At 63.7% G+C, this 24,696-nt stretch carries 24 protein-coding genes; 6 read left to right on the top strand and 18 right to left on the bottom strand.

All coding sequences use genetic code 11. The features are described 5' to 3' along the window. Positions 1-8 precede the first annotated feature (8 nt). From ispG to B4920_RS12000, 8 genes are all read right to left on the bottom strand, one after another. Positions 9-1,259 carry a flavodoxin-dependent (E)-4-hydroxy-3-methylbut-2-enyl-diphosphate synthase gene (gene ispG / locus B4920_RS12035; RefSeq protein WP_079434935.1) on the bottom strand — a complete coding sequence of 417 codons (1,251 nt, stop codon included), beginning with the start codon at positions 1,257-1,259 and terminating at the stop codon, positions 9-11. Positions 1,260-1,271: 12 nt separating this feature from the next. Further along, on the bottom strand, positions 1,272-2,174 hold the full coding sequence (locus tag B4920_RS12030; RefSeq protein WP_161493294.1) for a RodZ domain-containing protein: 903 nt from the start codon (positions 2,172-2,174) through the stop codon (positions 1,272-1,274). Positions 2,175-2,212: 38 nt separating this feature from the next. Then, complete coding sequence (gene pilW, locus B4920_RS12025) at positions 2,213-3,007, bottom strand: type IV pilus biogenesis/stability protein PilW (protein ID WP_079434933.1); 795 nt, start codon at positions 3,005-3,007, stop codon at positions 2,213-2,215. Beyond that, positions 3,007-4,110: a 23S rRNA (adenine(2503)-C(2))-methyltransferase RlmN gene (rlmN, locus tag B4920_RS12020; RefSeq protein WP_079435076.1), complete on the bottom strand. Its 1,104-nt coding sequence runs from the start codon at positions 4,108-4,110 to the stop codon at positions 3,007-3,009. Before rlmN ends, pilW begins: the two co-directional genes overlap by 1 nt. Before the next feature lie 44 nt (positions 4,111-4,154). Next, complete coding sequence (gene ndk / locus B4920_RS12015) at positions 4,155-4,580, bottom strand: nucleoside-diphosphate kinase (protein WP_079434932.1); 426 nt, start codon at positions 4,578-4,580, stop codon at positions 4,155-4,157. Positions 4,581-4,928: 348 nt separating this feature from the next. Continuing rightward, positions 4,929-5,120 carry a cbb3-type cytochrome oxidase assembly protein CcoS gene (ccoS, locus tag B4920_RS12010; RefSeq protein ID WP_079434931.1) on the bottom strand — a complete coding sequence of 64 codons (192 nt, stop codon included), beginning with the start codon at positions 5,118-5,120 and terminating at the stop codon, positions 4,929-4,931. Positions 5,121-5,134: 14 nt separating this feature from the next. Further along, complete coding sequence (locus B4920_RS12005) at positions 5,135-7,576, bottom strand: heavy metal translocating P-type ATPase (RefSeq protein WP_079434930.1); 2,442 nt, start codon at positions 7,574-7,576, stop codon at positions 5,135-5,137. A gap of 139 nt (positions 7,577-7,715) precedes the next feature. Continuing rightward, entirely contained in the window at positions 7,716-8,720 is a 1,005-nt protein-coding gene (locus B4920_RS12000) for a TRAP transporter substrate-binding protein (RefSeq protein WP_079434929.1), read from the bottom strand. Positions 8,721-8,897: 177 nt separating this feature from the next. Between B4920_RS12000 and B4920_RS11995 the strand changes: the two genes are divergently transcribed. Both B4920_RS11995 and B4920_RS11990 read left to right on the top strand, forming a co-directional pair. Then, positions 8,898-10,874: a PAS domain S-box protein gene (locus B4920_RS11995; protein ID WP_368664720.1), complete on the top strand. Its 1,977-nt coding sequence runs from the start codon at positions 8,898-8,900 to the stop codon at positions 10,872-10,874. Further along, the gene (locus B4920_RS11990) at positions 10,871-11,512 is read left to right on the top strand and encodes a response regulator transcription factor (protein WP_079434928.1); all 642 of its coding nucleotides are present in this window, start codon (positions 10,871-10,873) and stop codon (positions 11,510-11,512) included. The genes B4920_RS11995 and B4920_RS11990 overlap by 4 nt, the downstream gene beginning before the upstream one ends. Here B4920_RS11990 and tilS read toward each other — a convergent pair. Continuing rightward, on the bottom strand, positions 11,498-12,754 hold the full coding sequence (gene tilS / locus B4920_RS11985) for a tRNA lysidine(34) synthetase TilS (protein ID WP_161493293.1): 1,257 nt from the start codon (positions 12,752-12,754) through the stop codon (positions 11,498-11,500). The genes B4920_RS11990 and tilS overlap by 15 nt on opposite strands. Before the next feature lie 67 nt (positions 12,755-12,821). Then, complete coding sequence (locus B4920_RS11980) at positions 12,822-13,790, bottom strand: acetyl-CoA carboxylase carboxyltransferase subunit alpha (RefSeq protein ID WP_079434926.1); 969 nt, start codon at positions 13,788-13,790, stop codon at positions 12,822-12,824. Positions 13,791-13,956: 166 nt separating this feature from the next. Between B4920_RS11980 and murJ the strand changes: the two genes are divergently transcribed. Both murJ and B4920_RS11970 read left to right on the top strand, forming a co-directional pair. Then, a complete protein-coding gene (gene murJ / locus B4920_RS11975) occupies positions 13,957-15,495 on the top strand; it encodes a murein biosynthesis integral membrane protein MurJ (protein WP_079434925.1) in 1,539 nt (512 codons plus the stop codon). 49 nt (positions 15,496-15,544) lie between these two features. After that, complete coding sequence (locus tag B4920_RS11970) at positions 15,545-16,174, top strand: YbhB/YbcL family Raf kinase inhibitor-like protein (protein WP_079434924.1); 630 nt, start codon at positions 15,545-15,547, stop codon at positions 16,172-16,174. 46 nt (positions 16,175-16,220) lie between these two features. On the opposite strand, the gene B4920_RS11965 is transcribed toward B4920_RS11970, so the two are convergent. The 7 genes from B4920_RS11965 to B4920_RS11935 form a co-directional block, all read right to left on the bottom strand. After that, positions 16,221-17,471, bottom strand: a complete 1,251-nt coding sequence (locus tag B4920_RS11965; protein WP_079434923.1) for a 6-phosphofructokinase — start codon at positions 17,469-17,471, stop codon at positions 16,221-16,223. A gap of 83 nt (positions 17,472-17,554) precedes the next feature. After that, a complete protein-coding gene (adk, locus tag B4920_RS11960; protein ID WP_079434922.1) occupies positions 17,555-18,208 on the bottom strand; it encodes an adenylate kinase in 654 nt (217 codons plus the stop codon). A 47-nt stretch (positions 18,209-18,255) separates the two neighbouring features. Further along, on the bottom strand, positions 18,256-19,029 hold the full coding sequence (gene kdsB / locus B4920_RS11955) for a 3-deoxy-manno-octulosonate cytidylyltransferase (protein WP_079434921.1): 774 nt from the start codon (positions 19,027-19,029) through the stop codon (positions 18,256-18,258). Position 19,030: 1 nt separating this feature from the next. Then, positions 19,031-19,219 (bottom strand): Trm112 family protein, encoded by a 189-nt coding sequence (locus tag B4920_RS11950; protein WP_079434920.1) that lies wholly within the window; start codon positions 19,217-19,219, stop codon positions 19,031-19,033. Next, positions 19,200-20,210 (bottom strand): tetraacyldisaccharide 4'-kinase, encoded by a 1,011-nt coding sequence (lpxK, locus tag B4920_RS11945; protein ID WP_079434919.1) that lies wholly within the window; start codon positions 20,208-20,210, stop codon positions 19,200-19,202. The genes B4920_RS11950 and lpxK overlap by 20 nt, the downstream gene beginning before the upstream one ends. A 14-nt stretch (positions 20,211-20,224) precedes the next feature. After that, entirely contained in the window at positions 20,225-20,647 is a 423-nt protein-coding gene (locus B4920_RS11940) for a biopolymer transporter ExbD (protein WP_079434918.1), read from the bottom strand. Between the two features lie 10 nt (positions 20,648-20,657). Continuing rightward, positions 20,658-21,263 carry a MotA/TolQ/ExbB proton channel family protein gene (locus B4920_RS11935; RefSeq protein WP_079434917.1) on the bottom strand — a complete coding sequence of 202 codons (606 nt, stop codon included), beginning with the start codon at positions 21,261-21,263 and terminating at the stop codon, positions 20,658-20,660. A gap of 298 nt (positions 21,264-21,561) precedes the next feature. On the opposite strand from B4920_RS11935, the gene xseA reads away from it, so the two are divergent. Both xseA and B4920_RS11925 read left to right on the top strand, forming a co-directional pair. After that, entirely contained in the window at positions 21,562-22,920 is a 1,359-nt protein-coding gene (gene xseA / locus B4920_RS11930) for an exodeoxyribonuclease VII large subunit (protein WP_079435074.1), read from the top strand. Positions 22,921-23,039: 119 nt separating this feature from the next. Next, the gene (locus tag B4920_RS11925) at positions 23,040-23,627 is read left to right on the top strand and encodes a superoxide dismutase (protein ID WP_079434916.1); all 588 of its coding nucleotides are present in this window, start codon (positions 23,040-23,042) and stop codon (positions 23,625-23,627) included. Positions 23,628-23,953: 326 nt separating this feature from the next. Here B4920_RS11925 and B4920_RS30955 read toward each other — a convergent pair whose 3' ends face one another. Further along, positions 23,954-24,082 carry an antitoxin Xre/MbcA/ParS toxin-binding domain-containing protein gene (locus B4920_RS30955; RefSeq protein ID WP_368664723.1) on the bottom strand — a complete coding sequence of 43 codons (129 nt, stop codon included), beginning with the start codon at positions 24,080-24,082 and terminating at the stop codon, positions 23,954-23,956. Between the last annotated feature and the right edge of the window lie 614 nt (positions 24,083-24,696).

Here is a 24,696-nt window from a genome sequence, read left to right as displayed (position 1 = left end):
CGCGCGGATCAGGCCGCTGCGCCCTTGCGGGGGTAGGTGCGGGCCACATAGTTTTCGATGATGGCCTTGAATTCGTTGGCGATGTTGTCGCCCCGGAGAGTCTGGGTCTTCACGCCGTCCTCGAACACCGGCGCAGCCGGCGACTCGCCGGTCCCCGGAAGGGAAATGCCGATGTTCGCATGCTTGCTCTCGCCCGGACCGTTCACGATGCAGCCCATCACTGCCAGGCTCATGTTTTCGACGCCATCGTACTGATCGCGCCAGATCGGCATGTTGTCGCGCACGAAGGACTGCACGTCGGAGGCCAGTTCCTGGAACAGGGTACTGGTGGTCCGACCGCAGCCCGGACAGGCGGTAACCATCGGGGTGAACGCACGCAAGCCCATCGTCTGCAGGATCTCCTGGGCGACGATGACCTCCTGGGTCCGGCTGCCGTTGGGCTCGGGAGTCAGCGACACACGGATCGTGTCGCCGATGCCTTCCTGCAACAGCACCGCCAGCGCCGCCGTGGACGCCACGATGCCCTTCGAGCCCATGCCGGCTTCGGTCAGACCAAGATGCAGTGGATAGTCGCACTTGGCGGCCATGTCACGGTAGACCGCGATCAGATCCTGCACGCTACTGACCTTGGCGGACAGGATGATCTTGTCACCAGCCAGGCCATACTCCTCGGCCTTCGCTGCAGACTCCAGCGCCGACGTGACCAGCGCCTCGCGCATCACCGCGCCGGCATCGCGCGGCACGGCCCGCTTGGCATTCTCGTCCATGATCCGTGCCAGCACAGACTGATCGAGACTGCCCCAATTGACACCGATGCGCACCGGCTTGTCGTACTTGCAGGCCATCTCGACGATGGACGCAAACTGGGTGTCGCGCTTGGCGCCCTGCCCCACGTTGCCTGGATTGATGCGCAGCTTGTCGAGCGCTTCGGCGCAGGCCGGATTGTCGGCCAGCAGCTTGTGGCCGTTGTAATGGAAATCGCCGACCAGCGGAACATCGAGGTTCATCGCCAGCAGCTTCTCGCGAATCTTCGGCACGGCCTTGGCCGCTTCGTCGTTATTGACGGTGATCCGGACGAGCTCGGAGCCGGCCCGCGCCAACTGGGCCACCTGCATCGTGGTCGCGAAATCGTCGGCGGTATCCGTATTGGTCATCGACTGCACGACGACGGGTGCGCCGGAACCGATCAACACATGACCGACGCGAACCTGGCGAGTCTGACGACGGGCGCAAGCGCGCCCCGAAAGTAGTAGATCCATAAATGCGCCTGACTATTCGAGCTTGAGACGAGCCACCGTCACCTTGGTGGCCGGGGTCAGATCCACGGGCGTGCCGTTGCGCTGCAACTTGACGTAACGGGCATTGCCGACGACCAGGGAGAACGGCGCGGTGCCGCTCACCTCGCGACGCAAACCAGCCTTACCCAGCTGAGACAACAGGATCTTGCCGTTCCTGTCCTTCACTTCAACCCATGCGTCCTGAGAAAACTCGAAGACGAGCTGATCCGTGCCGGTCTGGCCGGTGGGTCTGGCAGACGGGGGCTCGGCCACTTTTTCAGCTGGGGCCGGCACTGCCGGCACAGCAGCAGGCACAGGCCCTTCGCGCGGGTCGGCGGCAGGTACCGCAGCCTGCTGCGCCGCCGTCTCGGCCGGCGGCGCAGGCACCGGGACTACCGGGGCAGCCGGAACAGTCGAAGCGTCCGGAACCTGGGGTACCGACTCGCCTTGTGCCCCCTCGGCCACCACCGGCGGCACCTGCACAGCCACCTCTTCGGCCACCTTCTTCTGCGTGTCGAAATACCACCCTGCCACGACCACACCGAGCAGACCCGCAGCAGCCAGGACTCCGGGGAGAATGGACTTCCGGAAGCGCCCACGCCCCTCCTGCGGGATGTCTCCATGGGCGTTCGACGCGGGCATCAGCTCCACCGATGCCACATCGCCCGGCCGGTCCAGATTCGCCAGCAAAGGCGCCACATCCAGCCGCAGCAGACGCGCGTAATTCCTCAGAAAGCCACGCGTGAAGGCCAGGCCAGGCAATTCGTCGAAACGGCCGCTTTCCAGCGCCTCGATCTGCCGGATATTGAGCTTTAGCGCATTCGCCACTTCGGCAAGGCTGAAGCCTTGTGCCTCGCGAGCCCTGCGCAGAATCTCGCCCACGGAGATGTCAGTCACAACCGGTGCTGTCGAAGACGGAAGTGCTTGAGAATCTGTCACTGATACTGCCCTTGCAAGAAAGCCTGATATTCCGGCGACTCCGGGAAACGGCGCCGCAATTGCTGGACGTAGCCCGCCTCGGCAGTCCTGTTCCCCAGGCGGCGCTCTATGCGGATCGCCAGCCACAGACTTTCCGCAGTCGGCTCTCCCCCCTGATTCAGCACGGCAAGATAACGCTTCGATGCCTCGTAAGCACCGCGCCGATAAGTAATGTCCGCCAGATGAAACAAGGCCTGGATATTGCCGCTGTCTGCCTCGAGCGCCCGCTGAAACTGCACTTCGGCCGCCGCATCGTTTTTCAGCCGAAGCTGGCACAAGCCCGCATTGGCGTAGGCCCGGGTCGGTGTCTGGTAATACGGGTTACGTGCGGCTTTGGTTAGCAGTTCCACCCCGGAACTTTCCTTTCCTGTTGAGCACAGGAACCAGCCATAGCTGTTCATGATCTCCGGGTCACCAGGAGCCAGCCGCATGGCATGCTCGAAGTTGGTCGCCGCGATCTGGTTCTCCTGCAGGAACATGTGGACCATGCCCATCAACTGGAAGGCCGGCGCATAGCCCGCATCGTAGCTGATCGCCGCACGGGCTTCGTCGAGCGCAACGCCATACCGACCGACCTGGAAATAAGCCTGCCCCAATTCCACGTGGATCTTGGCCTTGCGCCGAGCATCCGTAACCGCCGGCTGATCGGCAACCGGGCGCTCCAGCCGGCCTCCCGTCTCACCGGACGGCAAGGGCGCCACGCAACCGCTGAGCAAAAGCGCCAGCAACCCCAGCCCACGCCAGCCACGCATCAGGAGCGCACCTCCACCACCGGCACGATCCGGGTGGCCGTCCGGCGTGTCTTGTCCTTGACCTGGCCGGCCAGCTGGCCACAAGCCGCATCCACGTCGTCACCACGGGTCTTGCGGGTGGTCGTGACGATGCCGGCGTCGATGAGGATCTCGGCAAAGCGCTTGATACGGGGCGCCGGGGAACGGTCGAAGCCCGAGCTCGGAAACGGATTGAAGGGAATCAGGTTGAACTTGCATGGAACGTCGCGGGTCAGCGCAACCAGTTCCCGGGCATGCACGTCGGAATCATTGACACCATCGAGCATGACGTATTCGAAGGTGATGAAATCCCGCGGCGCCTTCTCGAGATAGCGCCGGCAGGCGGCCATCAATTCGCGCAGGGGGTATTTCTGATTGATCGGCACCAGCTTGTCGCGCAGCGCGTCGTTGGAGGCGTGCAACGATACGGCCAGTGCGGTCGGGCAGGCGTCGCGCAGGCGATCCATCGCCGGCACGATACCGGAAGTGGACACGGTGACGCGCCGCCGGGAAAGTCCGTAGGCGTTGTCGTCGAGCATCAGCTTGAGCGCCGAGACGACGTTGTCGAAATTGGCGAGCGGCTCGCCCATGCCCATCATCACGACGTTGCTGATGACACGCTCGCCATCGCCGTTGGCACCCAGCATGCGATTGGCCAGCCACAGCTGGCCGATGATCTCGGCCGCCGTGAGATTACGGTTGAACCCCTGCTTGCCGGTCGAGCAGAATGCGCAGTCGAGGGCGCAGCCGGCCTGCGACGAAATGCACAGGGTGCCGCGGTTGGTCTCGGGAATGAACACCGTTTCCACCGCATTACCGTTGCCCACGTCGAGCAACCATTTGCGCGTACCGTCCGTGGAAACGCTGTCGCGCACAGGGACCGGTGGCGTAATGCAGGCCGTCGCTGCGAGCTTGGCCCGCAGCGACTTGGCGACGTCGGTCATCTGCTCGAAGTCGGTGGCGCCGAAGCGGTGCACCCAGCGGAGCACCTGCTTGGCACGAAACGGTTTTTCACCCTGCTGGACAAACCATTCGGTGAGGGCGTCGGCATCGAAATCGAGAAGATTGACCACGTGTGTTTCCATCCAGACCAACGGAGCGGAGAAGTCCGCCCCGCTGGTAGAGATCATTAACGGCTGTAAATGTTCAAACCGGGGAAGAAGAAAGCGACTTCCACGGCAGCGGTTTCAGGCGCGTCGGAGCCGTGCACGGCGTTGGCATCGATGGACTCGGCGAAATCGGCGCGGATGGTGCCGGGAGCAGCCTTCTTCGGGTCGGTGGCGCCCATCAGCTCACGGTTCTTGGCGATGGCGTCCTCACCTTCCAGGGCCTGGATCATCACGGGGCCGGAGGTCATGAAGGAGACCAGATCCTTGAAGAAGGGGCGCTCTTTGTGAACAGCGTAGAACTCGCCGGCTTCACGCTCGGACAGGTAGGCCAGCTTGGCAGCAACGATCTTGAGGCCGGCGGCTTCGAAACGGGCGTAGATCTGGCCGATCACGTTCTTGGCGACGGCATCGGGCTTGATGATGGAGAGGGTGCGTTCAATAGCCATGTTGCTAGCTCCAGTGAGACAAAGGATGGTCGAAAAACCGAAAGCTTGGAATTTTAGCAGGTTGATGCGTCAATTCGGCTTTTTTCGGCTCACCCCTACGGAAGGCAGACTGGAGACGAGAGGAACGAGGCTACGTGCCAGGACGGCTGAAGACGAAAAAAAAGGGTGCGCATCGCGCACCCCCAACCCCAACAGAGAGACTTTAGTCTGGACCTGAATCCAGAAGGCGCCCGGTATTGCTTGTTGTTTGCGCCTTGAACTTGGTGCGAAGTATGAGAGAACTTCGAAGGGGCAGTCTTGACCTGCGTCAAAAACCCTTCACATTGAGGGGTGAATAAACCCCCGGGATCAGCCCTCCTCCTTACCCTTGCCGGCCGGTCCGGGCGGGGCTTTCGGCGGCGTGTCGTCATCACTGACGACACGATAGCCCGGCCCCTCGAGGTCATCGAACTGACCACTGCGGACGGACCACCAGAAGATCACCCCGATCAGAAAGACGAGCAGCACGGACAGGGGAATGAGCAGGTAAAGGCTTTCCATGAGGCGAGAGGCTTTCAGTTCGCCCGCCGCCGTTGCAGGCGCAGGGCATTCAGGACGACGAACAAGGAACTGGCGGACATGCCGATGCCAGCCATCCAGGGGGTCACCAGGCCGGACATCGCCAGCGGCACCGCCGTAAAATTGTAGGCGAAGGACCACCACAGGTTCTGCCGGATGATGCGCAACGCCCGCCGCGAGAGTCCGACGCCGTCCGCCAGCGCGCCCAGGCGCGAACCGAGCAGTACGATGTCCGCCTGATTGCGGGCCAGATCCGTGCCGCCGCCCATGGCGATCGACACCTGGGCCTGGGCCAGCACCGGTGCGTCGTTCACACCGTCGCCGACCATCGCCACCACAGCGCCGTCGCGCTGCAGCCGGGATAGCTCGGCATGTTTGTCCTCTGGCGTCATGCCCCCCACTGCGCGGGACACCGCCAGACGCTTGCCGAGCTCGACAACCGTGGCCGGTGTATCTCCGCTGAAAATCGACAGCTCAATCCCCTGCCCGCGCAAGGCATCGAAGGTCGATGCGCAATCCTCCCTCAGTCCGTCACTGAGCGAGAAGCCGGCAATCCAGCCGGCGGACGACCCCAGCGCCACCACCGTTCGACCCGAGCGCTCATCCTCCAGCAAGGCCGCAGGAATCGGAGCTCCCGTCAGTTCAGCCACAAAGGCCGGACGGCCGATACGGTAGGCGATACCAGAGAGCTCGCCCGATACCCCCTGCCCCGTCGTTGCCTTGATGGCTCCGAACGAAGCGACCGGCACCGCCGTCGCCCCAAGCCGGATGGCCGTCGCAATGGCATGCTCAGACCCCTGCTCCAGCCCGGCGGCCAGAGCCAGGGCTTCCTCTTCCGACGGACTCCCGAGCAGACGTACCTGCTCGACGCGCATCGCGCCGTAGGTCAGGGTTCCAGTCTTGTCGAAGACGAAGTGGTCGGCCCGCGCCAACGCCTCGACCGCATGGCCGCGCGTCACCAGCACGCCCATTCGCGCCAGTGCGTCGGTGGCCACGGTGAGCGCCACCGGCGTGGCGAGGGACAACGCACAAGGACAGCTGACCACCAGCACCGACACGAAGACCCACAAGGCCCGGTCCGGATCGAACCACCACCACCCCGCCGCCGTGATCGTGGCCAGAATCAGCAGCACGACGATGAACCAGGCCGCCACCTGGTCCGCCTGCTGAACCACCCTCGGCTTCTCGGTCGACGCCCGCTCCATCAGCTGACGGATCGCCGCCAGGCGGGTGTGCTCGCCGGTACGGGTCACACGCACCAACAGCGGACTGGTGACGTTGATGCTGCCCCCGGTCACCTCATTGCCCAGCGTTTTCGGTACCGGCCGGCTCTCGCCGGTCAGCAGCGCCTCATTGGCTTCGCTGTGCCCCTCGACGACGACACCATCCGCCGGCACCGCCTCGCCCGGCTTGACGCGGATCACATCCCCCGTCAGCAGCTGGGACACCGGGACCTTCTCCCCTTCCTGTGACGGGTAGGCGGCCAGGCGTTCGGCGAAGGCCGGCAGGGCCTTGCCCATCTCCTCCACACCGCGCACGGCCTTCTGGCGTGCCAGCATTTCCACATAGCGGCCGCACAACAGGAAGAAAACGAACATCGTCACCGAATCGAAATACACCTCCCCCTTGCCGGCCAGCGTGGCCCAGCAGCTGGCCAGGAAGGCTGCCCCGACCCCCAGCGCGACCGGCACGTCCATGCCCAGGCGGCGCAGGCGGATGTCGCGGATGGCGTGACTGAAGAACGGTGCTGCGGAATAGAGCACGACCGGCGCGGTCAGGATCAGGCTCGCCCAGCGCATCAGCTGTTCGATGTCGGCGGTCATGTCGCCCGCCTCGGCGATGTATACCGGGAAGGCGTACATCATGACCTGCATCATCCCGAAGCCGGCCACGAACAGGCGCCACAGGGCGGATCGGCGCTCGCGCTGGGAAATCTGCTCGGACCGCGCTGCATCATAGGGATAGGCGCGATAGCCGATGGCCTGGATGGCCGCCAGGATGTCCGACAGCTTGATGCGCCGCTCATCCCAGCGCACGCGGGCGCGCCGCGTCGCATAGTTGATGTCGACCGCGGTCACCCCGGGCTGGTGCGCCACATGCTGTTCATTCAGCCAGATGCACGCAGCGCAGGTGATGCCTTCGAGGATCAGCGCAGCCTCACGCTCGTGTTCGCCGATGGGCTTGACGAAACCCTGCTGGAAGTCCGGGTGGTCGAACAGCCCCAGATCCTTCAACTCATCAGGCATGGCCTCGCGGGCCTGCTCGGGCATGGCGTCGCGACGCTTGTAGTAATCGACGAGCCCGCTGCTGACGATGGACTGGGCAACCGCCTGACAGCCGGTACAACACATCTGGTGGCGAACCCCCTCGACGTCAACGGGGAGGTCCACATCTGCGGGAATCGGCAACCCGCAGTGATAACAGCCATGCTCGGGCAAAACGGGGGAAGGGGACGACAACGAAGGCCTCACACAAGACTCGCCTGCAGCCGGACAGTGGCCGCCGGGAAAACACGCCTTTTATCACAAAGCAGCCCCCCGCGGCGAACCACCCCTGCAGGAGGGCCGAGCGGACAAACTAGAGCCGCGAAGGATCGAAGCCGGTTTCCCGGTAGATCGAGCGGATCAGATCGCTGCCGATACGGGCCTCCATCTTCTGGTGCACCGGAAGCATGGCCTTCTTGAAAGCCATGCGCTCGTCCTTGTTCGGAACGTAGATCTGAACCTTGCCACTCTTGCGGATCGCCTCCAGCGCGCGGTCGTTCTCTTCCTTGGCAATACGGTTGGCGTAGGTGGTGGACTCCCTCATCGCCTGTTCCAGCTGGCTCCGCACGTCGGCGGGCAGGCCATCCCAGAAACGCTTGTTGGCAATGACTGCATAGCCAAGATAACCATGGTTGGTCACCGCCAGGTACTTTTGCACCTCGTGCATCTTCTGGGTGTAGGTATTCGAATGGGGATTTTCCGTTCCGTCGACGACCCCAGTCTTGAGCCCCTGATATACCTCCGAGAACGCCATCACCTGCGGCAGGCCGCCAACCGCACGAATTTCCTCCTCAAGCACTTTCGATGACTGGATCCGCAGCTTCTTGCCGCGCAGATCGGCTGGCGTGCGGATCGGGGTGTTTGCGGAGAAGGACTTGAAACCGTTGTCCCAATACGCGAGGCCGACAATCCCCTTCGACTCGAGCCGCTTCAGAATGCTCGCCCCCACCGGCCCCTGGGTCACCCGGTGCAGGTCAGCGTAGTCGTCAAAAATATAAGGCAGGTCGAAAACCTCGAACTCCTTCACGCCGAGCGGACCGAACTTGGCCAGGGACGGCGCCAGCATCTGCACGACGCCCAGCTGCAGGGCTTCGAGCTCCTCCTTGTCCTTGTACAGCGTGCTGTTCGGATAGACCTCAACTCTCACCTTGCCATGGGTCAGCTCTTCGGCGCGCTTCTTGAAGTACTCGGACGCCTTGCCCTTCGGCGTATCCGCCGCCACCACGTGGCTGAACTTGATCACAATGGACGCCTGGGCCGCGGCCGTGGCACAAATCCCCATGGCAGCAAGGCCGAACAGCAGGGTGCGCAGCTTCATTCGAATCTCCATCATCGGCAATCGAAGCGGCATGGTACATGAGCCGCAATTGCGGCAGACTGACTCGCCGAACTGTGAAAGGCGGCACCCACAGTCTCAATTGTGGTCATCCGCAGTGTGGAAACATCGAATGGCTCAAGAAGGCCAGGTCGGCGATAACCAGGAATCCTCCCGTTCGTGATTCTCAACCCCTTGCCCCCGTCGAACTCAGCCCCTCCTCCACCGAGCTGGTACTGGAGCCTGCCCTATGCCGCCGTGGCCCTGTTCATCGCCACGATGGCGACGTTGCTGTGGCTCACCCACCGCCAGGACGCCGAGGAGCAGCGTGCCACGCTGATCAACGACGTCCTGTGGATGGAGCAGAACCTGTCCTTCCAGTTCGAGCGCAACGACGCTCAATTGACCCAGCTCGGCCCTGCCCTGCTATCCAACGGCCGCCCGAACGCCACCGCAGAGGCACGCATCAAGCAGGCGCTCGACCCGGAAAGCGGACTGATACGCATCCTATGGCTCGACCCCAACGGGCGCGTCAGGGGCTCCGAGCCGCCCTATACCGACAGCCACCTGGTCGGTGAAGCATCAGGCACGTTTCCCTCATCGTCCGCGTATCGCCTGGCCCGCTCCCTCGGTCGCCCGGTATACAGCGACGCCTACGCCGTCCTCGACAACCAGACCCAGTTCGAGGTCCATGTTCCGATCTTCGACGGCGGCCGCTACCTGGGCTCGGTGGTCGGCGTTTACTCGCTGAACAACATGCTCGGCCGCCAGATTCCATGGTGGTTCTCCGAACGCTACCGGGTTTCGGTCAGCAACAATCTGGGCACCGAGATCGCCGCCAAATCCAAGGTCTCCCCGCTGTCGAGCCTCAACTACGAGATTCCCTTCGAGCCGCCCGGTCACGGCCTGACGGTCAACGTCACCGCCTACAAAAGCGAAGTCCGCTGGATTCCGCTGCTGCTGATGGGGTCCCTCGGCATCCTCGGCGCGGCCATCGTATGGAGCCTGTGGCAACTGCGTCGGCACATGAAGCGCCGGCAGCAGGCGGAACGGGCCCTCAGCGCCGAACACGCCTTCCGCAAGGCAATGGAGGACTCCCTCAACACCGGCATGCGCGCCCGCGATCTGACCGGCAAGATCACTTACGTAAACCCGGCTTTCTGCCGCATGGTCGGATGGAGCGCCGAAGAACTGGTCGGGCTGATGCCGCCCATGCCCTACTGGGCCCCGGAAGCCCTGGAACGCACCCGTGCCGTCCATGAACTGGTGCTGGGTGGCAATGCGCCGCCCCAGGGGATGGAGATCCGCCTGATGCGCCGCAATGGTGAGCGCTTCGACGCCCTGCTCATCGAGGCACCGCTGATCGACTCCAATGGCAAGCACATCGGCTGGATGGGCTCGGTGGTGGATGTCACCGAACAGAAGCGCGCCCAGGAACTTGCCCGCCAGCAGCAGGAGCGCCTTCAGGCCACCGCACGCCTGGTCACCATGGGCGAGATGGCGTCCACCCTGGCCCACGAACTCAACCAGCCACTGGCTGCCATCTCCAGCTACAACACCGGCTGCCTGAACATGCTCGGCAACGGCGAACTGCCAAAAAAAGAACTCACGACGATCCTCGAAAAGATCGGCAAGCAGGCCCAGCGGGCCGGCCAGATCATCCGGCGGGTGCACACCTTCGTCCGGCGCAGCGAACCGAAATTCGAAGCAGTAGACGTGAATATCATCCTGAAGGAAGCCGTTGGGCTGGTGGAGCCCGACGCCGAACGACGTGGCGTCCTCATCGAACTGGAACTGGAAGAGAACCTGCCCTGCGTTCACGCAGATCCGGTGATGATCGAACAGGTCGCCGTAAACCTGATCCGCAACGGCATGGACGCCATGGCGGACAACCCGCGCGAAACGCGCCGCCTGCTGATCCAGACTCAGCAGCAAAGCGGCATGCTGCTGTGCAGTGTGGCGGATCAGGGCAAGGGCATCCCGCCCGAAGTCGCCGAGAAGCTGTTCGCCCCCTTCTTCACCACCAAGGCCGAGGGCATGGGCATCGGACTCAACATCTGCCGCTCGATCGCCGAACTGCACCGGGGCCGCCTGAGTTTCGAGAACAACCCGGGCGGTGGTACGATTTTCCACTTCTCCCTGCCGATCCCGCCATGAGCACGCCCCTCGCCCATATTGTCGACGACGACGAAGCCATCCGCGACGCCCTCACCTGGCTCTTCCGGACCCGGGAGGTGGCGAGTGCGGAATGGAGTTCTGCCGAGGAATTCCTGGCCGCCTGGCAACCGGATTGGCATGGCTGCATCGTGCTGGACATCCGCATGCGGGAAATGAGCGGCCTGGAATGCTTCGACGTGCTGCAGGAACGCGGCAACACATTGCCCGTCATCTTCCTGACCGGCCATGGCGACGTGCCGATGGCCGTTGGTGCGCTAAAGAAAGGCGCCTTCGATTTCCTCGAGAAACCCTTCGACGACAATGCGCTGGTGGACGTGGTCATCCGCGCGCTGGCCAGCGACGCCAAACGCCAGGCCAGCCAGGCGACCCAGGCCTCCGTCACCCACCATCTTGCCTTGCTGACCCCCCGGGAGCAGGAAGTCATGAACCTGGTACTGGCGGGCAAGTTCAACAAGGTCATTGCCGACGAACTGAACATCTCGATGCGCACCGTCGAGGTCCACCGAGCACGGGTCTTCGAGAAAATGGGCGTGCGCTCTGCTGTCGAGCTGGCCCAGTTGCTCGCCCCCGGTCGGGACAAGGGCGCCGGAGGCACGGGAAATTCAGGCGAACACTGACCAGCGCGGCTGGATGCCCGCCTCACCGGGCGGACACTGAAATTCGGCAGCCACGCCAACCCCGGCGATCCACGCCAGGCGCTCACCGACCCACAACATCGGCACCGCGTCCCTCAACCAAGGCGGAATTCCCGCTTCCTGCCACAGGTTCTTGAGGCTACGGGATGGACTCCCGGCATGCAGGCGCATGCGTACGCCCGCCACCCTGCTCTGCACCCGGCACGGCACGCCCGTCATCAATAGGCCCGCCGCCAGCCCCTGCCCGTACTCCGTAGCGAAACTGAGCACACCTCCCGCCCAGGGCAGGGAGGGTTCGCCATTCCAAAGACGGGATCCGGACACCGCCACCGGCGCAGCGGCCGCCTCGAGCCACCAGCGCTCCCGGTAGACACACAGCACAACTTCGCCCAAGCGGATTCTCGAACCGGACGCCGCGCCATTCTCCCGGAACTGCCGCTCGACCTCCCGCAGCAACCCTTCTTCCGGCATTGTCACGCCGGCCTGCGCCAACAGGCGTCGCAACACATTGCGCAGCCGGGCGGACGACAATTCAAGCGCCAGCGGACGTCTCATTTGCGTGGTTCCCGCCATGCGCAGCCTATCCAGGTCGCTGTCGGCCAGTTCCTCCAGCAGCAGTTCCGCCTCGCCGGCCAGCCGCCCCAAACGGGCGAGGTTGGCCGACGCACCGGTAAAACGCCCCTCCAGCTGCGGCAGGATGTCGTTACGCAGGAAATTGCGGGAAAACGTCGTATCCGTGTTGCTCGGGTCGTCCACCCAGCGCAGGCCATAGCGAACCGCATATGCGTGCAGCACGGCGCGCGGAACATCCAGCAGAGGACGCCAGATGCAACTACCCACTCCGACATCCATGGCATCGTGCATGCCGGCCAGCCCCTTGACCCCGGTGCCGCGCAATGCACGGAAGAGAATGGTTTCGGCCTGATCGTCCCGATGATGGGCCAGAGCCAGCACGCCGCCGTCCAGGCCGCTCAGCAGCGCCGTCCGGCGGACCTCCCGCGCGGCCGCCTCAAGGCCGCCCGAATGGGCCCGGTCCACCTGAACCCTACAAACAGCCAATGGCACATCGAGAGCCGCGCACAGATCGGAGCAGGTGTCACTCCATGCCTCGGAACCCGCAACCAGCCCATGATGAACGTGCACTGCGCTCAAGCCGATCCCGAGCTCCCGCCGCAGACCGGCCAGTACGTGCGTCAATACGGAAGAATCGAGGCCGCCGCTCAACCCGACCCGGACCGGGCCAGATGCGCGGGAGAGTTGCCGCCAGCTTGCGGCAACTCGGGCTGCGAGCTCAGTCGACGGCAATTTCCTTGAACTTGCCGTAGCTCATCAGTCGCTCGAAACGACGCTCGAGCAGTTCCGACGGCGACAGCTCGGACACCTGGCGCAAAGCATCCTGCAGCGCCCGCTTGAGGTTCTGTGCCATCGCCCGATGATCGCGATGGGCACCGCCCACCGGCTCGTTCACCACTTTGTCGACGAGCCCGAGAGACTTGAGCCGCGACGCGGTGATCCCCATGGTCTCAGCCGCATCGGGGGCACGATCGGCGCTCTTCCAGAGGATGGAAGCGCAGCCTTCAGGGGAAATCACCGAATAGGTGGAATACTGCAGCATCAGCAACTGGTCGCCGACCGCAATGGCCAATGCACCGCCTGAGCCGCCTTCGCCGATGATCGTGCAGATCAGCGGCACCTTCAGCTCCGCCATCACCAGCAGATTGTGGCCGATAGCCTCCGACTGGCCGCGCTCCTCCGCATCAATGCCGGGATAGGCACCCGGCGTGTCTACGAAGGTGAACACCGGCAGCCCGAACTTCTCGGCCAGCTTCATCAGGCGCATCGCCTTGCGATAGCCTTCGGGACGCGGCATGCCGAAATTGCGGAACAGCTTTTCCTTGGTATCGCGACCCTTCTGATGGCCGATCACCATGCAGGACTGGCCATTGAAGCGCGCCAGGCCGCCGACGATCGCCTTGTCGTCGGCAAAATTGCGATCGCCGTGCAGCTCTTCGAAGTCGGTGAAGATGTGCTGCACGTAGTCAAACGTATAAGGGCGCTGGGGATGGCGCGCCACCAGCGCGCTCTGCCAAGGCGTCAGCTTGGCGTAGATATCCTTGGTCAGGCCGTGGTTCTTCTGCTCCAGGCGGGCGATCTCCTCGGAGATGTCCACCGCCGAATCGTCCTGCACAAAGCGTAGTTCTTCGATCTTCGCCTCAAGCTCTGCAATAGGCTGCTCAAAATCTAGGAACGTTGTTTTCATCCGGTCGAACTCATAGAAATTTTTGCCATTTTACCCTATCGCCCTTCAGGGCGGGCGTCACACCCCGGGCGCCCCTGTTTTTACTGCAAAAATCGCATTGCTGCACAGCGCAATAAGCCGCTAACATCGCCCCTCTTTGGCCCGCCCCACCCCCTCAATGGCTTCGATGAACCTTCTCCGCGCCCTCGCCACGGTCAGCGGAATGACCCTGCTGTCGCGGATACTGGGTTTCGTGCGCGATTTCGTCCAGGCCCGCGCCTTTGGCGCCGGCATCGAAATGGATGCCTTCGTCGTCGCCTTTCGGCTCCCCAACCTGTTACGCCGCATGTTCGCGGAGGGCGCCTTCTCCCAGGCCTTCGTCCCCATCCTGGCGGAATATAAAAACAAGCGCGGCCCCGATGAAACCCACCGCCTGATCAATCACGTGGCAAGCGCCCTGGGCCTCGTCGTCCTGATCGTCTCGATCCTTGGAGCACTGGCCTCACCGGTCATCATCTACGCCACCGCCCCCGGCTTTTCCGACAACGCAGAAAAGTTCGAGCTGACCGTCCAGCTCACCCGCATCACCTTCCCGTACATTTTCTTCATGTCGCTGGTGGCCCTCGCCGGCGGCGTGCTGAACACCTGGAGCCGCTTCGCGATTCCGGCCTTCACGCCGGTGCTGTTGAATCTGTCTTTCATCTTCATGGCGCTTTTTGCCGCCCCCTATTTCCACCCCCCCATCCTGGTGCTCGGCTGGGCCGTCTTCATCGGCGGGCTCGCCCAGGTCGTGCTGCAATTACGTCCGCTGGCCAAAATCGGCATGCTGCCGCGCTTCTCGCTGGACTTCTCCGACCCCGGCGTGCGGCGCATCCTGAAGCTGATGGCGCCAGCCATCCTCGGCGTGTCGGTCAGCCAGATCTCCCTGCTGATCAACACGGTCTTCGCCTCCTTCCTGCCGAGCGGCAGCGTGTCCTGGCTGTACTACGCAGACCGCCTGATGGAATTTCCGTCCGGAATGCTCGGCGTGGCACTCGGCACCATCCTGCTGCCCAGCCTGTCCAAGATGCATGCCGACGAGAAGCCGGCCGAGTTCTCCGCACTGCTGGACTGGGGGCTGCGCCTGACCCTGCTGCTGACGCTGCCGGCGTCCGTTGGCCTTGCCTTGCTGGCCGTACCGCTGATCAGCACCCTGTTCCACCACGGCGCCTTCAGTGCCAACGACGTGCTGCAAACGCGGACCGCGCTGGTCGCCTACAGCCTCGGGCTGACCGGGCTGATCCTCGTCAAGGTGCTCGCCCCGGCCTTCTATTCCCGTCAGGACGTCCGCACGCCGGTGCGCATCGGCATCATGTCGCTGATCATCACCCAGCTGATGAACCTCATCTTCATCGGCCCCTTCCAGCATGCCGGCTTGGCCCTGTCCATCGGCCTCGCCTCCTGCTTCAACGCCACCCTGCTGTACCGTGGCCTGCGCGCCCGCGGCGTCTATAACCCCCAGCCGGGCTGGAGCGCCTTCGGTGCCAAGCTGGCCGTTGCGCTGCTGGCCCTTGCCAGTGGCCTCTATTTCACCGCCGGCCCGGACAATCTGTGGCTGCACGCCAGCAGCCTGGAGCGAGTCGTCCGCCTGTCGGCACTGATCTGCGGCGGTATCGCCGTGTATTTCGCCGTCCTGTTCGCCCTCGGCTTCCGGCTGACCGACTTCCGTCGGCGCGGTACGACCTGACGGTGATCTTGGCTACAATCGTCCAAACCACCCAGGGAGACGAAGCAAGATGAAGATACACAGCGACAGCTTTGCCGACGGCAGCGTGATTCCCGGCCAGTTCGCCTTCTGCGTGCCCGCCGCAGAAGGCCATGTGAGCCTCAGCAGCAACCGCAATCCGCAGCTGGACTGGAGCGACGCACCTGCCGGCACCCGCTCCTTCGTGCTGATCTGCCACGACCCGGATGTCCCGAGCCGCGGCGACGACGTCAATCAGGAAGGGCGCTCGGTGCCGGCCGACCTGCCCCGCGTGGACTTCTTCCACTGGACGCTGATCGACCTGCCAGCCTCCGTCACCAGCATTGCGGAGGGCGCCCACTCCAGCGCAGTGACGCCCAACGGCAAGCCTGGCCCGGACCTGCCCGACGGCAGCCGCCACGGCGTGAACGACTACACCGGCTGGTTCGCCGGCGACGAGCAGATGAAGGGCAACTACTTCGGCTATGACGGCCCCTGTCCGCCGTGGAACGATGCCATCCGGCACCGCTACGTCTTCACGGTGTACGCGCTGGACATTCCCCGCCTGCCCATCGAAGGCATCTTCACAGGCCAACAGGTACGTGATGCGATGACCGGACACATCCTCGCCCAGGCCAGCCTGACCGGCACTTACAGCCTCAACCCGGCCGTCCCGGCCTGATCCGACGCGCGCGGCCGTCCGCCAGGAAGACGGCCACAGCGCCGGATCAAACCTCGTAAGAAGGCAGGCGCGCCGGCAGCAAGGGCAGCTTCAGGTGCAGGTAATGGGGCAGTCCGTCCCTGAAGGGTGGCCAGTCTTCACCGGCAATCAGCGGGCGGCACCAGGTTCGGAAGGCTTCGGTAACTCCGAAGCCGTCTGCGGCGATGAACCCGGGCGGCAACGCGCGCTCCAGGTTGGCCACCCGCTCAAAGGGATTCAGATTGGTCCGCCAGCGATAGGGCTGGTCCGAAACCCGGTCGATGCCGACGACGCCCTGCTCCCCGGCCAGCGCCCGCCGTACCGCCGCCTTGCCGACGGCGAAAGCCTGAGCAGTATCCGTGCGCGATGCCAGATGCCGGGCCGAACGCTGCAGATAATCGGCCAACGCATAGTGCACCTTGTAGCCGAGGCAAGCATGGATGCGCTCGGCCACCACCTCACCCGCCCCCCCCAGCTGGATGTAACCCTTCTGATTGCGGTCGAGCATTGCCAGGATCTTCCCGTCAGGGCCACGAATGCCTTCTGCCACAACGATCGCGCAGGCGCCGATGCGCTCGACGACCTCCTTCACACGGGCGAGGAAGGCTGCTTCATCGAACGGCACCTCGGGCAGCAGGATCAGATGCGGTGCAGCGTCCTCTTCTTCCGCGGCCAGCGCGCAGGCCGCCGCCAGCCAGCCGGCGTTACGCCCCATGACCTCCAGCACGAAGGCCCGCCCGCCACCGGTCGTCATCGCCGCCAGATCAAGGCCGACCTCGCGGATCGACGTGGCCAAGTACTTGGCCGCCGAGCCGTACCCTGGACAACAGTCGGTCAAGACGATGTCGTTATCGACAGTCTTCGGCACCCCGACCACGGTCAGGGGATAAGCGCGCTGGTCTGCCGCGACCTGGATCTGGCGGCAGGTTTCCATCGAGCCGTTGCCACCGTTGTAAAGAAAGCAGGTGACATCATGGGCCGCCAGCACGTCAAACAGGCGATCATACTGGGCCGGGTTACGCTCCAGCGCATCCAGGTCGAAACGACATGACCCGAAGGCGCCGCCCGGCGTCGCACGCAGGCGGGCCAGGTCGGCGTCCGACAGGGCAGCGGTGTCCAGCAAGGTTTCCCGCAGCACGCCCAGGATGCCGTTGCGCGCAGCCAATACACACCCGACCGCATCGCCAGCCTGGCGCGCGGTGGCAATGACGCCGGCCGCCGACGCATTGATGACCGCAGTCACGCCGCCCGACTGTGCATAAAGTAGATTCTTCGCCATTCGGATCCTCTTGCCGCAGATTGCGCCACTGAAAAAACAAAGGCCGGCTTGAAGCCGGCCCTTTGCGAGTGCGGACTGGGCGCTTACTTCAGCGCTTCGAAAGCACGCTCGCGGATTTCCTCGACCTTGCCCAGGCCGCCGATCTTGCGGTACTGGGGCGCAGTCGCATCACCCTTGGCCGCCCAATCGGAATAATAGGCGACCAGCGGCTTGGTCTGGGCGTGGTACACGTCGAGACGCCTCTTGACGGTCTCTTCCTTGTCGTCGTCGCGCTGGATCAGCGGCTCGCCGGTCTCGTCGTCCTTGCCTTCCACCTTGGGCGGGTTGAACTTGACGTGGTAGGTGCGGCCGGAAGCCACGTGCACGCGGCGACCGGACATGCGGCCGATGATCTCTTCATCGGGCACGTCGATCTCGAGCACGAAATCGATGGGCACGCCGGCAGCCTTCATGGCTTCGGCCTGCGGAATGGTGCGGGGGAAGCCGTCGAACATGTAGCCGGACTGGCAGTCGGCTTCCTTCAGGCGGTCCTTCACCAGACCGATGATGATGTCGTCGGACACGAGGCCGCCGGCATCCATGACCTTCTTGGCCTCGATGCCCAACGGGGTGCCGGCCTTGACGGCCGCACGCAGCATGTCGCCGGTGGAAATCTGCGGAATACCGAACTTTTCCTTGATGTAATTGGCTTGGGTGCCCTTGCCGGCGCCCGGCGGTCCCAACAGAATCAAACGCATGTCTTTCCCTCCTCTGGTTATTGTCGATACGACATGGGATTGCGAAACTATCGCGAAACTTCCGCAAGGTCAAACGCCCGGCGGACACGTTCAAGATCTTCGGCGGTATCCACTCCGGCGGGCGGGGCCTGGTCCAGCACCATGACCCGGATGGGGAAACCATGGGCCATCGCCCTCAGCTGTTCGAGTGCTTCCCACTGCTCCAGCGGAGATGGCGTCAGCGTGGAATAACGCTTGAGGAAGCCGGCCCGATAGGCATACAGGCCGATGTGGCGATAGGCCGGCAGGCCGACGGGCAGCACGCCGCGCTCGGCCGCAAAAGCGTCCCGCGCCCAGGGGATCGGCGCCCGCGAAAAATAGAGCGCCCGGCTCCGGGCATCGAGCACCACCTTCACCACGTTCGGATTGAAGAACTCTTCCGCCGAACCCAGGGGATGACAGGCGGTGGCGATGGCGGCCTCTGCGTCGCCAGCCAGGCACTCGGCCGCACGACCGATCAGCCCCGCCGGAATCAGCGGCTCGTCACCCTGCACGTTGACGACGATGTCGTCGTCGCCCCAGCCCAGTTGCGTTGCCACTTCGGCCAGGCGGTCGGTGCCCGACGGATGCCCGGCATCGGTGACCACGACCTTGCCACCGGCCTGTTCGACCACTGCGGCGATGCCTTCATGATCGGTAGCCACCCATACCTCGTCGGCGCCGGCCTCCAGCGCACGATCGAGGACACGCAGAACCATCGGCTTGCCGGCGATGTCGAGCAGCGGCTTGCCCGGCAACCGGCTACTCGCGTAGCGGGCGGGAATGACGATACGGAAACCCATGTCAGCGGGACTGGGCGATTTCTTCGTCGGTCAGCGACCGGGCTTCTTCCTCCAGCATCACCGGGATGCCGTCGCGAATCGGGTAAGCCAGGCGGGCGCTGACGCTCCACAGCTCCTGCTTGTCCTTGTGGAAGTCGAGCGGGCCCTTGGTAATCGGGCACACCAGGATTTCAAGCAGTCGGGGGTCCATCGAGCTTCTCCACTATCAGTTCCGCCGCCCCCGGCGCAACCTGCGCGCGGACCGGCCACACCCAGCTGTCAGCTGGGGCGAAAGGCGCGCATTTTACCGCATCCTTCTCGGTCATCAGAAGCACATCGCCATCGGCAATGCCCAGATCGGCTGCTGTAAACACATGATGATCCGGAAAGGGGCGCCGCTGGATGCTCAACCCCAACCCTTCGAGCTGGGCGAAGAAGCGTTCCGGCCGTCCGATGCCGGCCATTGCATGGATCCGGCGGCCACGGAAGGCGGCTGCGTCGCAACGCTCTTCACGTCGCCCGAGCCGCTCGAACAGCGAACCGGCCAGCCCGAACTGGAACACAGGTACCGGGCGGATCTTTGCGGACAAGCCTTCCGACAAGGCACCGTGGGCCAGCACCAGCCCCGCTTCGCGAACGCGGCCCAGACCTTCCCGCAGCGGCCCCGCCGGCAGACGCAGGCAGTTGCCGAGGGTCGCCTCATCCACGACCACTGCTTCAAGATCCCGCGCCAGCCGGTAATGCTGGAGACCATCGTCGGCAATCAGCACATCCACGTCCGGATGGGCGTTCAGCAAAGCCTGCCCCGCCGCCGGACGGTCGCGCCCGACAAAGACCGGGCAGCCGGAGCGTGCCGCCATCATCACCGGCTCGTCGCCGAAACGGGCTGGATCGCCATCGGCGGGTACCGCAGCGACGCCTTCGACCGACCCGCCGTAACCACGACTGACGATGCCCGGCTTGAAGCCCCGGTTGCGCAAAAGCTCAACCAACCACAGCACGACGGGCGTCTTGCCACTTCCGCCCACAGCGACGTTACCGACGACGACGACCCGCACCGGCAAGCGGACGGACTTCAGGATGCCCCACGCAAAGAGCCGGCGACGCAGGCCGGCCAGCAATACGAACAACAGGGAAAGAGGAAAGAGGCTCCATGCGAGCGCCCCTCGGCTCTGCCAGAATCCGGGGGCGCTACGAGGCATGGATGACTGCAGACTCAGCGCTGGGCAGCCTGAGTGGCGAAAGAAATGTGAATCAGCCCGGCCTGCTGCGCCGCCTGCATCACATCGATGACGCGCTGATGGACCGCCTTGGCGTCCGCATTGATGATGACCACCGGATCCTTCGCGTTGGCGGGCGCCACGGCACGCAGCGCCGCAGCAATGGCAGCCACATCGGTGCCGCTGACCGGCCGCTTGTTGATGACCACCTCGCCACCGGCGGTGACGGCCACGTTGATCTCGACCGGCTTGTCGTCGCTGACTTGCGCGTCTGCGGTGGGCAGGTTGATTTCCAGCCCGGCGAAGCGCGAATAGGTCGTGGTGAGCATCAGGAAGATGATGATCACCAACAGCACGTCGATCATCGGAATCAGGTTGATTTCCGGCTCCTCGCGGGAGCGGCCGCGACTGAAGTTCATGGCCGGTGCCTCAGCGGCGTTCGCCGTGGATCAGTTCGACGAGACGGATCGCCTGCTGCTCCATCTCGATCACCAGGCCATCGACGGTGGCGCGGAAATGGCGCCAGAAGATCATGCTCGGGATCGCGATGACCAGGCCGAAACCGGTGTTGTAGAGGGCGATGGAGATACCGTGGGCCAGTTGCTGGGGGTTGGAGCCGCCAGGTGCCTGGGAACCGAAAATCTCGATCATGCCGACGACCGTGCCGAACAGGCCCATCAGCGGACTGATTGATGCGATGGTGCCGAGGGTGGTCAGGAAACGCTCCAGGTCGTGGGTTACCGCGCGACCGGTTTCCTCGATGGATTCCTTCATCACATCACGCGGGCTGCGCACATTGCGCAGCCCGGCGGCCAGCACACGCCCCAGCGGGGAGCTGAGCGCAACGCGGTTGAGCATCTCGGAAGTCACGCCACTCTGGCGCATTTCGGCAACCACCTTGTCCACCAGGCCATCGGGCAGGATCTTGCTGCGGCGCAGCGTGATGAGCCGCTCGATGATCAAGGCGACAGCCACGATCGAAGCAAACAACAAGGGCCAGATGGGCCAGCCGGCAGCTTGAAGAATGGCGAACACGCGAACGCTCCTGGGAATCGGACGAAGCCCATGACTCTAACCTGCCCTAGGTTGCAGAGCAACACATGGAGCGTGTCAGACAATCCACAAATTCTGTGGATAACTTTGTGGATTGATGCCAAGGGTGGGCGCTAAACCCGTAGTTTGTAAGGACTTTTAGTGGTCGGGTCAAAAATGAGGCGACATACACATATGTTATAAATCAATCACTTACAAGTTTTTCGGCAAGTCAAGGGTCTGAACTGGATTTTTTTGGCCCGCCACGGGCGGGATGTGGATTCCGGTAGAATTCGCCCCCATGAACACCCCGCAAACCAGCACCAAAGTCAACTCCGGCGAAGTCGTTTCCGTATCCTGGCTCAACCGCGCGGCCCGCGAAGCGCTGGAAGGCAGCTTCCCCCTGCTGTGGGTCGCCGGAGAGGTTTCGACCCTCACCCGCGCCGCCTCCGGGCATGTGTACTTCACGCTCAAGGACGATCAGGCTCAGGTGCGTTGCACCATGTGGCGCAACCGTGCCCAGTTGCTCGGCTTCCGCCTGGAACACGGCATGCGCGTCGAAGTGCGCGCGCTGGTGACGCTGTTCGAAGCCCGCGGGGATTACCAGCTGAATATCGAATCCATTCGCCAGGCCGGTGTGGGGAATCTTTACGAGGCCTTCCTGCGCCTGAAAGCGCGCCTGGAGTCGGAAGGCTTGTTCGACCCGGCACGCAAGCGGCCATTGCCGCGCTTTCCGCAGGGCATCGCGGTCGTCACATCGCCCCAGGCCGCCGCCTGGCTCGATGTGACGGCCGCACTGGCACGTCGCGCGCCACACGTCCCGGTCAGTCTCTACCCCAGTCTGGTCCAAGGCGCCGACGCACCCGCCCAGATCGCCGCAGCCATCCGCCAGGCCGGCCTCCGCGCCCGGCAGGACGGCAACGACGTGCTGCTGCTGGTGCGCGGCGGCGGCAGCCTGGAAGACCTCGCCGCCTTCAATGACGAGGGCGTCGCCCGGGCCATTCGCACCTGCCCCTTGCCGGTGGTGGTCGGCGTCGGCCACGAGACCGACGTGAGCATCGCCGACTTCGCCGCCGACCTGCGTGCTGCGACACCGACCGCGGCGGCCGAACTGGTCAGCGCCGGCTACGTGGAAGCACGGGAAGGACTGGAACAACTGGCGCACCGCCTCAAGCGGGCCATGGAACGGCGCATCGAAAACGCAGCCCAGCGCATCGACCGGGCCGCGGCCCGCCTGATCCACCCCCGCCAGCGACTGCACGCCGGGCGTCTGCAACTAGAAAATCTGCGGCAACGCCAGCAGGCCCGCATCACCCAGCAGCTTTCCGCACACCGGACAAAGGTCACCACGCTGGAGCTTCGCCTGGCCGCCCACCGCCCCGATCTGGCCAGCTGCCGGCAGAAACTGAGTACGCTGGAACAGGGACTGCAACGCGCCATGCGCACACTGCTCACCGACCGCCGGACACAACTCACTACCCTGGGCCAGCACCTGACCCACCTCGATCCCCGCGGTGTGCTGTCCCGTGGTTACAGCATCACACGGGATGCCTCGGGGCAGATCATCCGCTCAGCCAGCGGGCTCGTTCCAGGGAATCTCATCCGCATCGAATTCCACGACGGTGTCGTAGATGCAAAGGTAGACAAGCATTCCGGCTAGTTGCGGTGCAAAATAGCGGGTGGAACCGGCGACCGGATTTGGTACGCCGAGGCCGATTGTGCAGAGAATCCAATCCCGACTAGAATGGTCGGACAATTTCTTATACCCCGGAGAAACAAATGGCTCATACCCTGCCCGAACTGCCCTTCGCCAAGAACGCCCTGGCTCCCCACATTTCCGAAGAAACCTTCGAATACCACTACGGCAAGCACCACCAGGCCTATGTGACCAACCTGAACAACCTCATCCCGGGCACCGAGTACGAAAACCTGTCCGTGGAAGAGACCTTCCTGAAGGCTCCGGCCGGCGGCATCTACAACAACGCCGCCCAGGTCTGGAACCACACCTTCTTCTGGAGCTCCCTGAAGCCGAACGGCGGCGGCGCTCCCAGCGGTGCGCTGGCTGACGCCATCAACGCCAAGTGGGGCTCCTTCGACGAGTTCAAGAAGGCCTTCCAGGCTTCCGCCGTCGGCAACTTCGGTTCCGGCTGGACCTGGCTGGTCAAGAAGGCCGACGGCTCCGTCGACATCGTCAACACCGGTGCTGCCGGCAACCCGCTGAAGAGCGGCGAAGGCAAGCCCCTGCTGACCATCGACGTGTGGGAACACGCCTACTACATCGACTACCGCAACGCCCGTCCCAAGTTCGTGGAAACCTTCCTGAACAGCCTGGCTAACTGGGACTTCGCTGCCGCCAACTTCGCCTGATCGCGAAGCGGTGTTTCTGGACAATATATTCGTAATTTTTTCAGAAACGCTGGCAATATATTCGTAACGCAAGCGGGCGTCATCGACGCCCGCTTCAGAATGTGACAAAGCCCTCGTTTTCGAGGGCTTTGTCACATTCTGCGGGTAGATATGGCTCGAAATGCTAAAGCCCAGCCGACCGCCCCCATCCCCTCTGGACCGAGCATGGCCTGATTGGCCATAACGTCTCGGCAATCGAGACCTGCGTACTTGGCATGCCCGTCTTCATCCGCACATCAGGCGAACACTCCAGCTTGCGACTGTACGAGCAGATTGGAAACAAGCGCCTACCCCGTCAGCGTATCCATATACTCCGCCGGCCTGCCCCCTCCCAATGCTGGAGCCGGCGGCTCCAGCCACTCGCCGACCCATCGTGCCGCATCGAAATCCTTCGGATCCCTCGAGTCGTTCACCATCACCGCAACCTGACCGATGAGACGTACGAGCCCAATCACACGCTCAGAAGGCGCTTCCGCGAGAGGCTCATCGCCTCCGCGAGCTCTAGGATATGGGAAGCTGGCACCCTTGCACGAATTAGGCTGATGCGCTCGGCCGATGAGGCCCAATACAGCTCTTTCGCGAATGCCAAAGTGTCGGGTTCGAAGTTCATCTCCATTGCTGTCCTATAAAAAAACCACGCGCCGTCCGCCAAATGCGCAGGCACTCTTCTAGCCTGTCAAGGGCTGCCAGCGTCGAGGGGATATCAATCTCAGCAACGGCCGAGATCATGATCTGTTCTTCCACGACAGCGGCTTGGCAGATGGGGAGCGGCACCTTCAAGGTTGAATCGAAGCCTCTTAGCCACTGCCTCAAGCTGTTCGAGCGGCCAGCCCGCCTCTCGACGAGCCTGTCGGAATTTTTGTGTTTGAGGCATAACAGCATCCAGAAAGGATGAAGGTATGCCCAAGAAGAAAGAGAAGACGCCATTGCCACCGGTTGCAGCGTTGCCGGAGGGCGCGCAGCAGTGGCTGGATCAGGTGGTGACGGGGCCGATGACGGCCGGTGCGGTTGAAGAGGTGATGCGCGGGAT

The organism is Zoogloea sp. LCSB751 (genome assembly GCF_002028455.1).
GTDB lineage: Bacteria > Pseudomonadota > Gammaproteobacteria > Burkholderiales > Rhodocyclaceae > Zoogloea.
The sequence above is the reverse complement of the archived record's forward strand: the minus strand, read 5'-3'. Positions and strand labels throughout refer to the sequence as shown.

Excerpts from the sequence above, each read along its gene's own strand:
- ispG (WP_079434935.1), bottom strand. The coding sequence starts at position 1,259 with ATGGATCTACTACTTTCGGGGCGCGCTTGCGCCCGTCGTCAGACTCGC.
- pilW (WP_079434933.1), bottom strand. The coding sequence starts at position 3,007 with ATGCGTGGCTGGCGTGGGCTGGGGTTGCTGGCGCTTTTGCTCAGCGGT.
- rlmN (WP_079435076.1), bottom strand. The coding sequence starts at position 4,110 with ATGGAAACACACGTGGTCAATCTTCTCGATTTCGATGCCGACGCCCTC.
- ndk (WP_079434932.1), bottom strand. The coding sequence starts at position 4,580 with ATGGCTATTGAACGCACCCTCTCCATCATCAAGCCCGATGCCGTCGCC.
- ccoS (WP_079434931.1), bottom strand. The coding sequence starts at position 5,120 with ATGGAAAGCCTTTACCTGCTCATTCCCCTGTCCGTGCTGCTCGTCTTT.
- B4920_RS12000 (WP_079434929.1), bottom strand. The coding sequence starts at position 8,720 with ATGAAGCTGCGCACCCTGCTGTTCGGCCTTGCTGCCATGGGGATTTGT.
- B4920_RS11990 (WP_079434928.1), top strand. The coding sequence starts at position 10,871 with ATGAGCACGCCCCTCGCCCATATTGTCGACGACGACGAAGCCATCCGC.
- B4920_RS11980 (WP_079434926.1), bottom strand. The coding sequence starts at position 13,790 with ATGAAAACAACGTTCCTAGATTTTGAGCAGCCTATTGCAGAGCTTGAG.
- murJ (WP_079434925.1), top strand. The coding sequence starts at position 13,957 with ATGAACCTTCTCCGCGCCCTCGCCACGGTCAGCGGAATGACCCTGCTG.
- B4920_RS11970 (WP_079434924.1), top strand. The coding sequence starts at position 15,545 with ATGAAGATACACAGCGACAGCTTTGCCGACGGCAGCGTGATTCCCGGC.
- B4920_RS11965 (WP_079434923.1), bottom strand. The coding sequence starts at position 17,471 with ATGGCGAAGAATCTACTTTATGCACAGTCGGGCGGCGTGACTGCGGTC.
- adk (WP_079434922.1), bottom strand. The coding sequence starts at position 18,208 with ATGCGTTTGATTCTGTTGGGACCGCCGGGCGCCGGCAAGGGCACCCAA.
- kdsB (WP_079434921.1), bottom strand. The coding sequence starts at position 19,029 with ATGGGTTTCCGTATCGTCATTCCCGCCCGCTACGCGAGTAGCCGGTTG.
- B4920_RS11950 (WP_079434920.1), bottom strand. The coding sequence starts at position 19,219 with ATGGACCCCCGACTGCTTGAAATCCTGGTGTGCCCGATTACCAAGGGC.
- lpxK (WP_079434919.1), bottom strand. The coding sequence starts at position 20,210 with ATGCCTCGTAGCGCCCCCGGATTCTGGCAGAGCCGAGGGGCGCTCGCA.
- B4920_RS11940 (WP_079434918.1), bottom strand. The coding sequence starts at position 20,647 with ATGAACTTCAGTCGCGGCCGCTCCCGCGAGGAGCCGGAAATCAACCTG.
- xseA (WP_079435074.1), top strand. The coding sequence starts at position 21,562 with ATGAACACCCCGCAAACCAGCACCAAAGTCAACTCCGGCGAAGTCGTT.
- B4920_RS11925 (WP_079434916.1), top strand. The coding sequence starts at position 23,040 with ATGGCTCATACCCTGCCCGAACTGCCCTTCGCCAAGAACGCCCTGGCT.
- B4920_RS30955 (WP_368664723.1), bottom strand. The coding sequence starts at position 24,082 with ATGGTGAACGACTCGAGGGATCCGAAGGATTTCGATGCGGCACGATGG.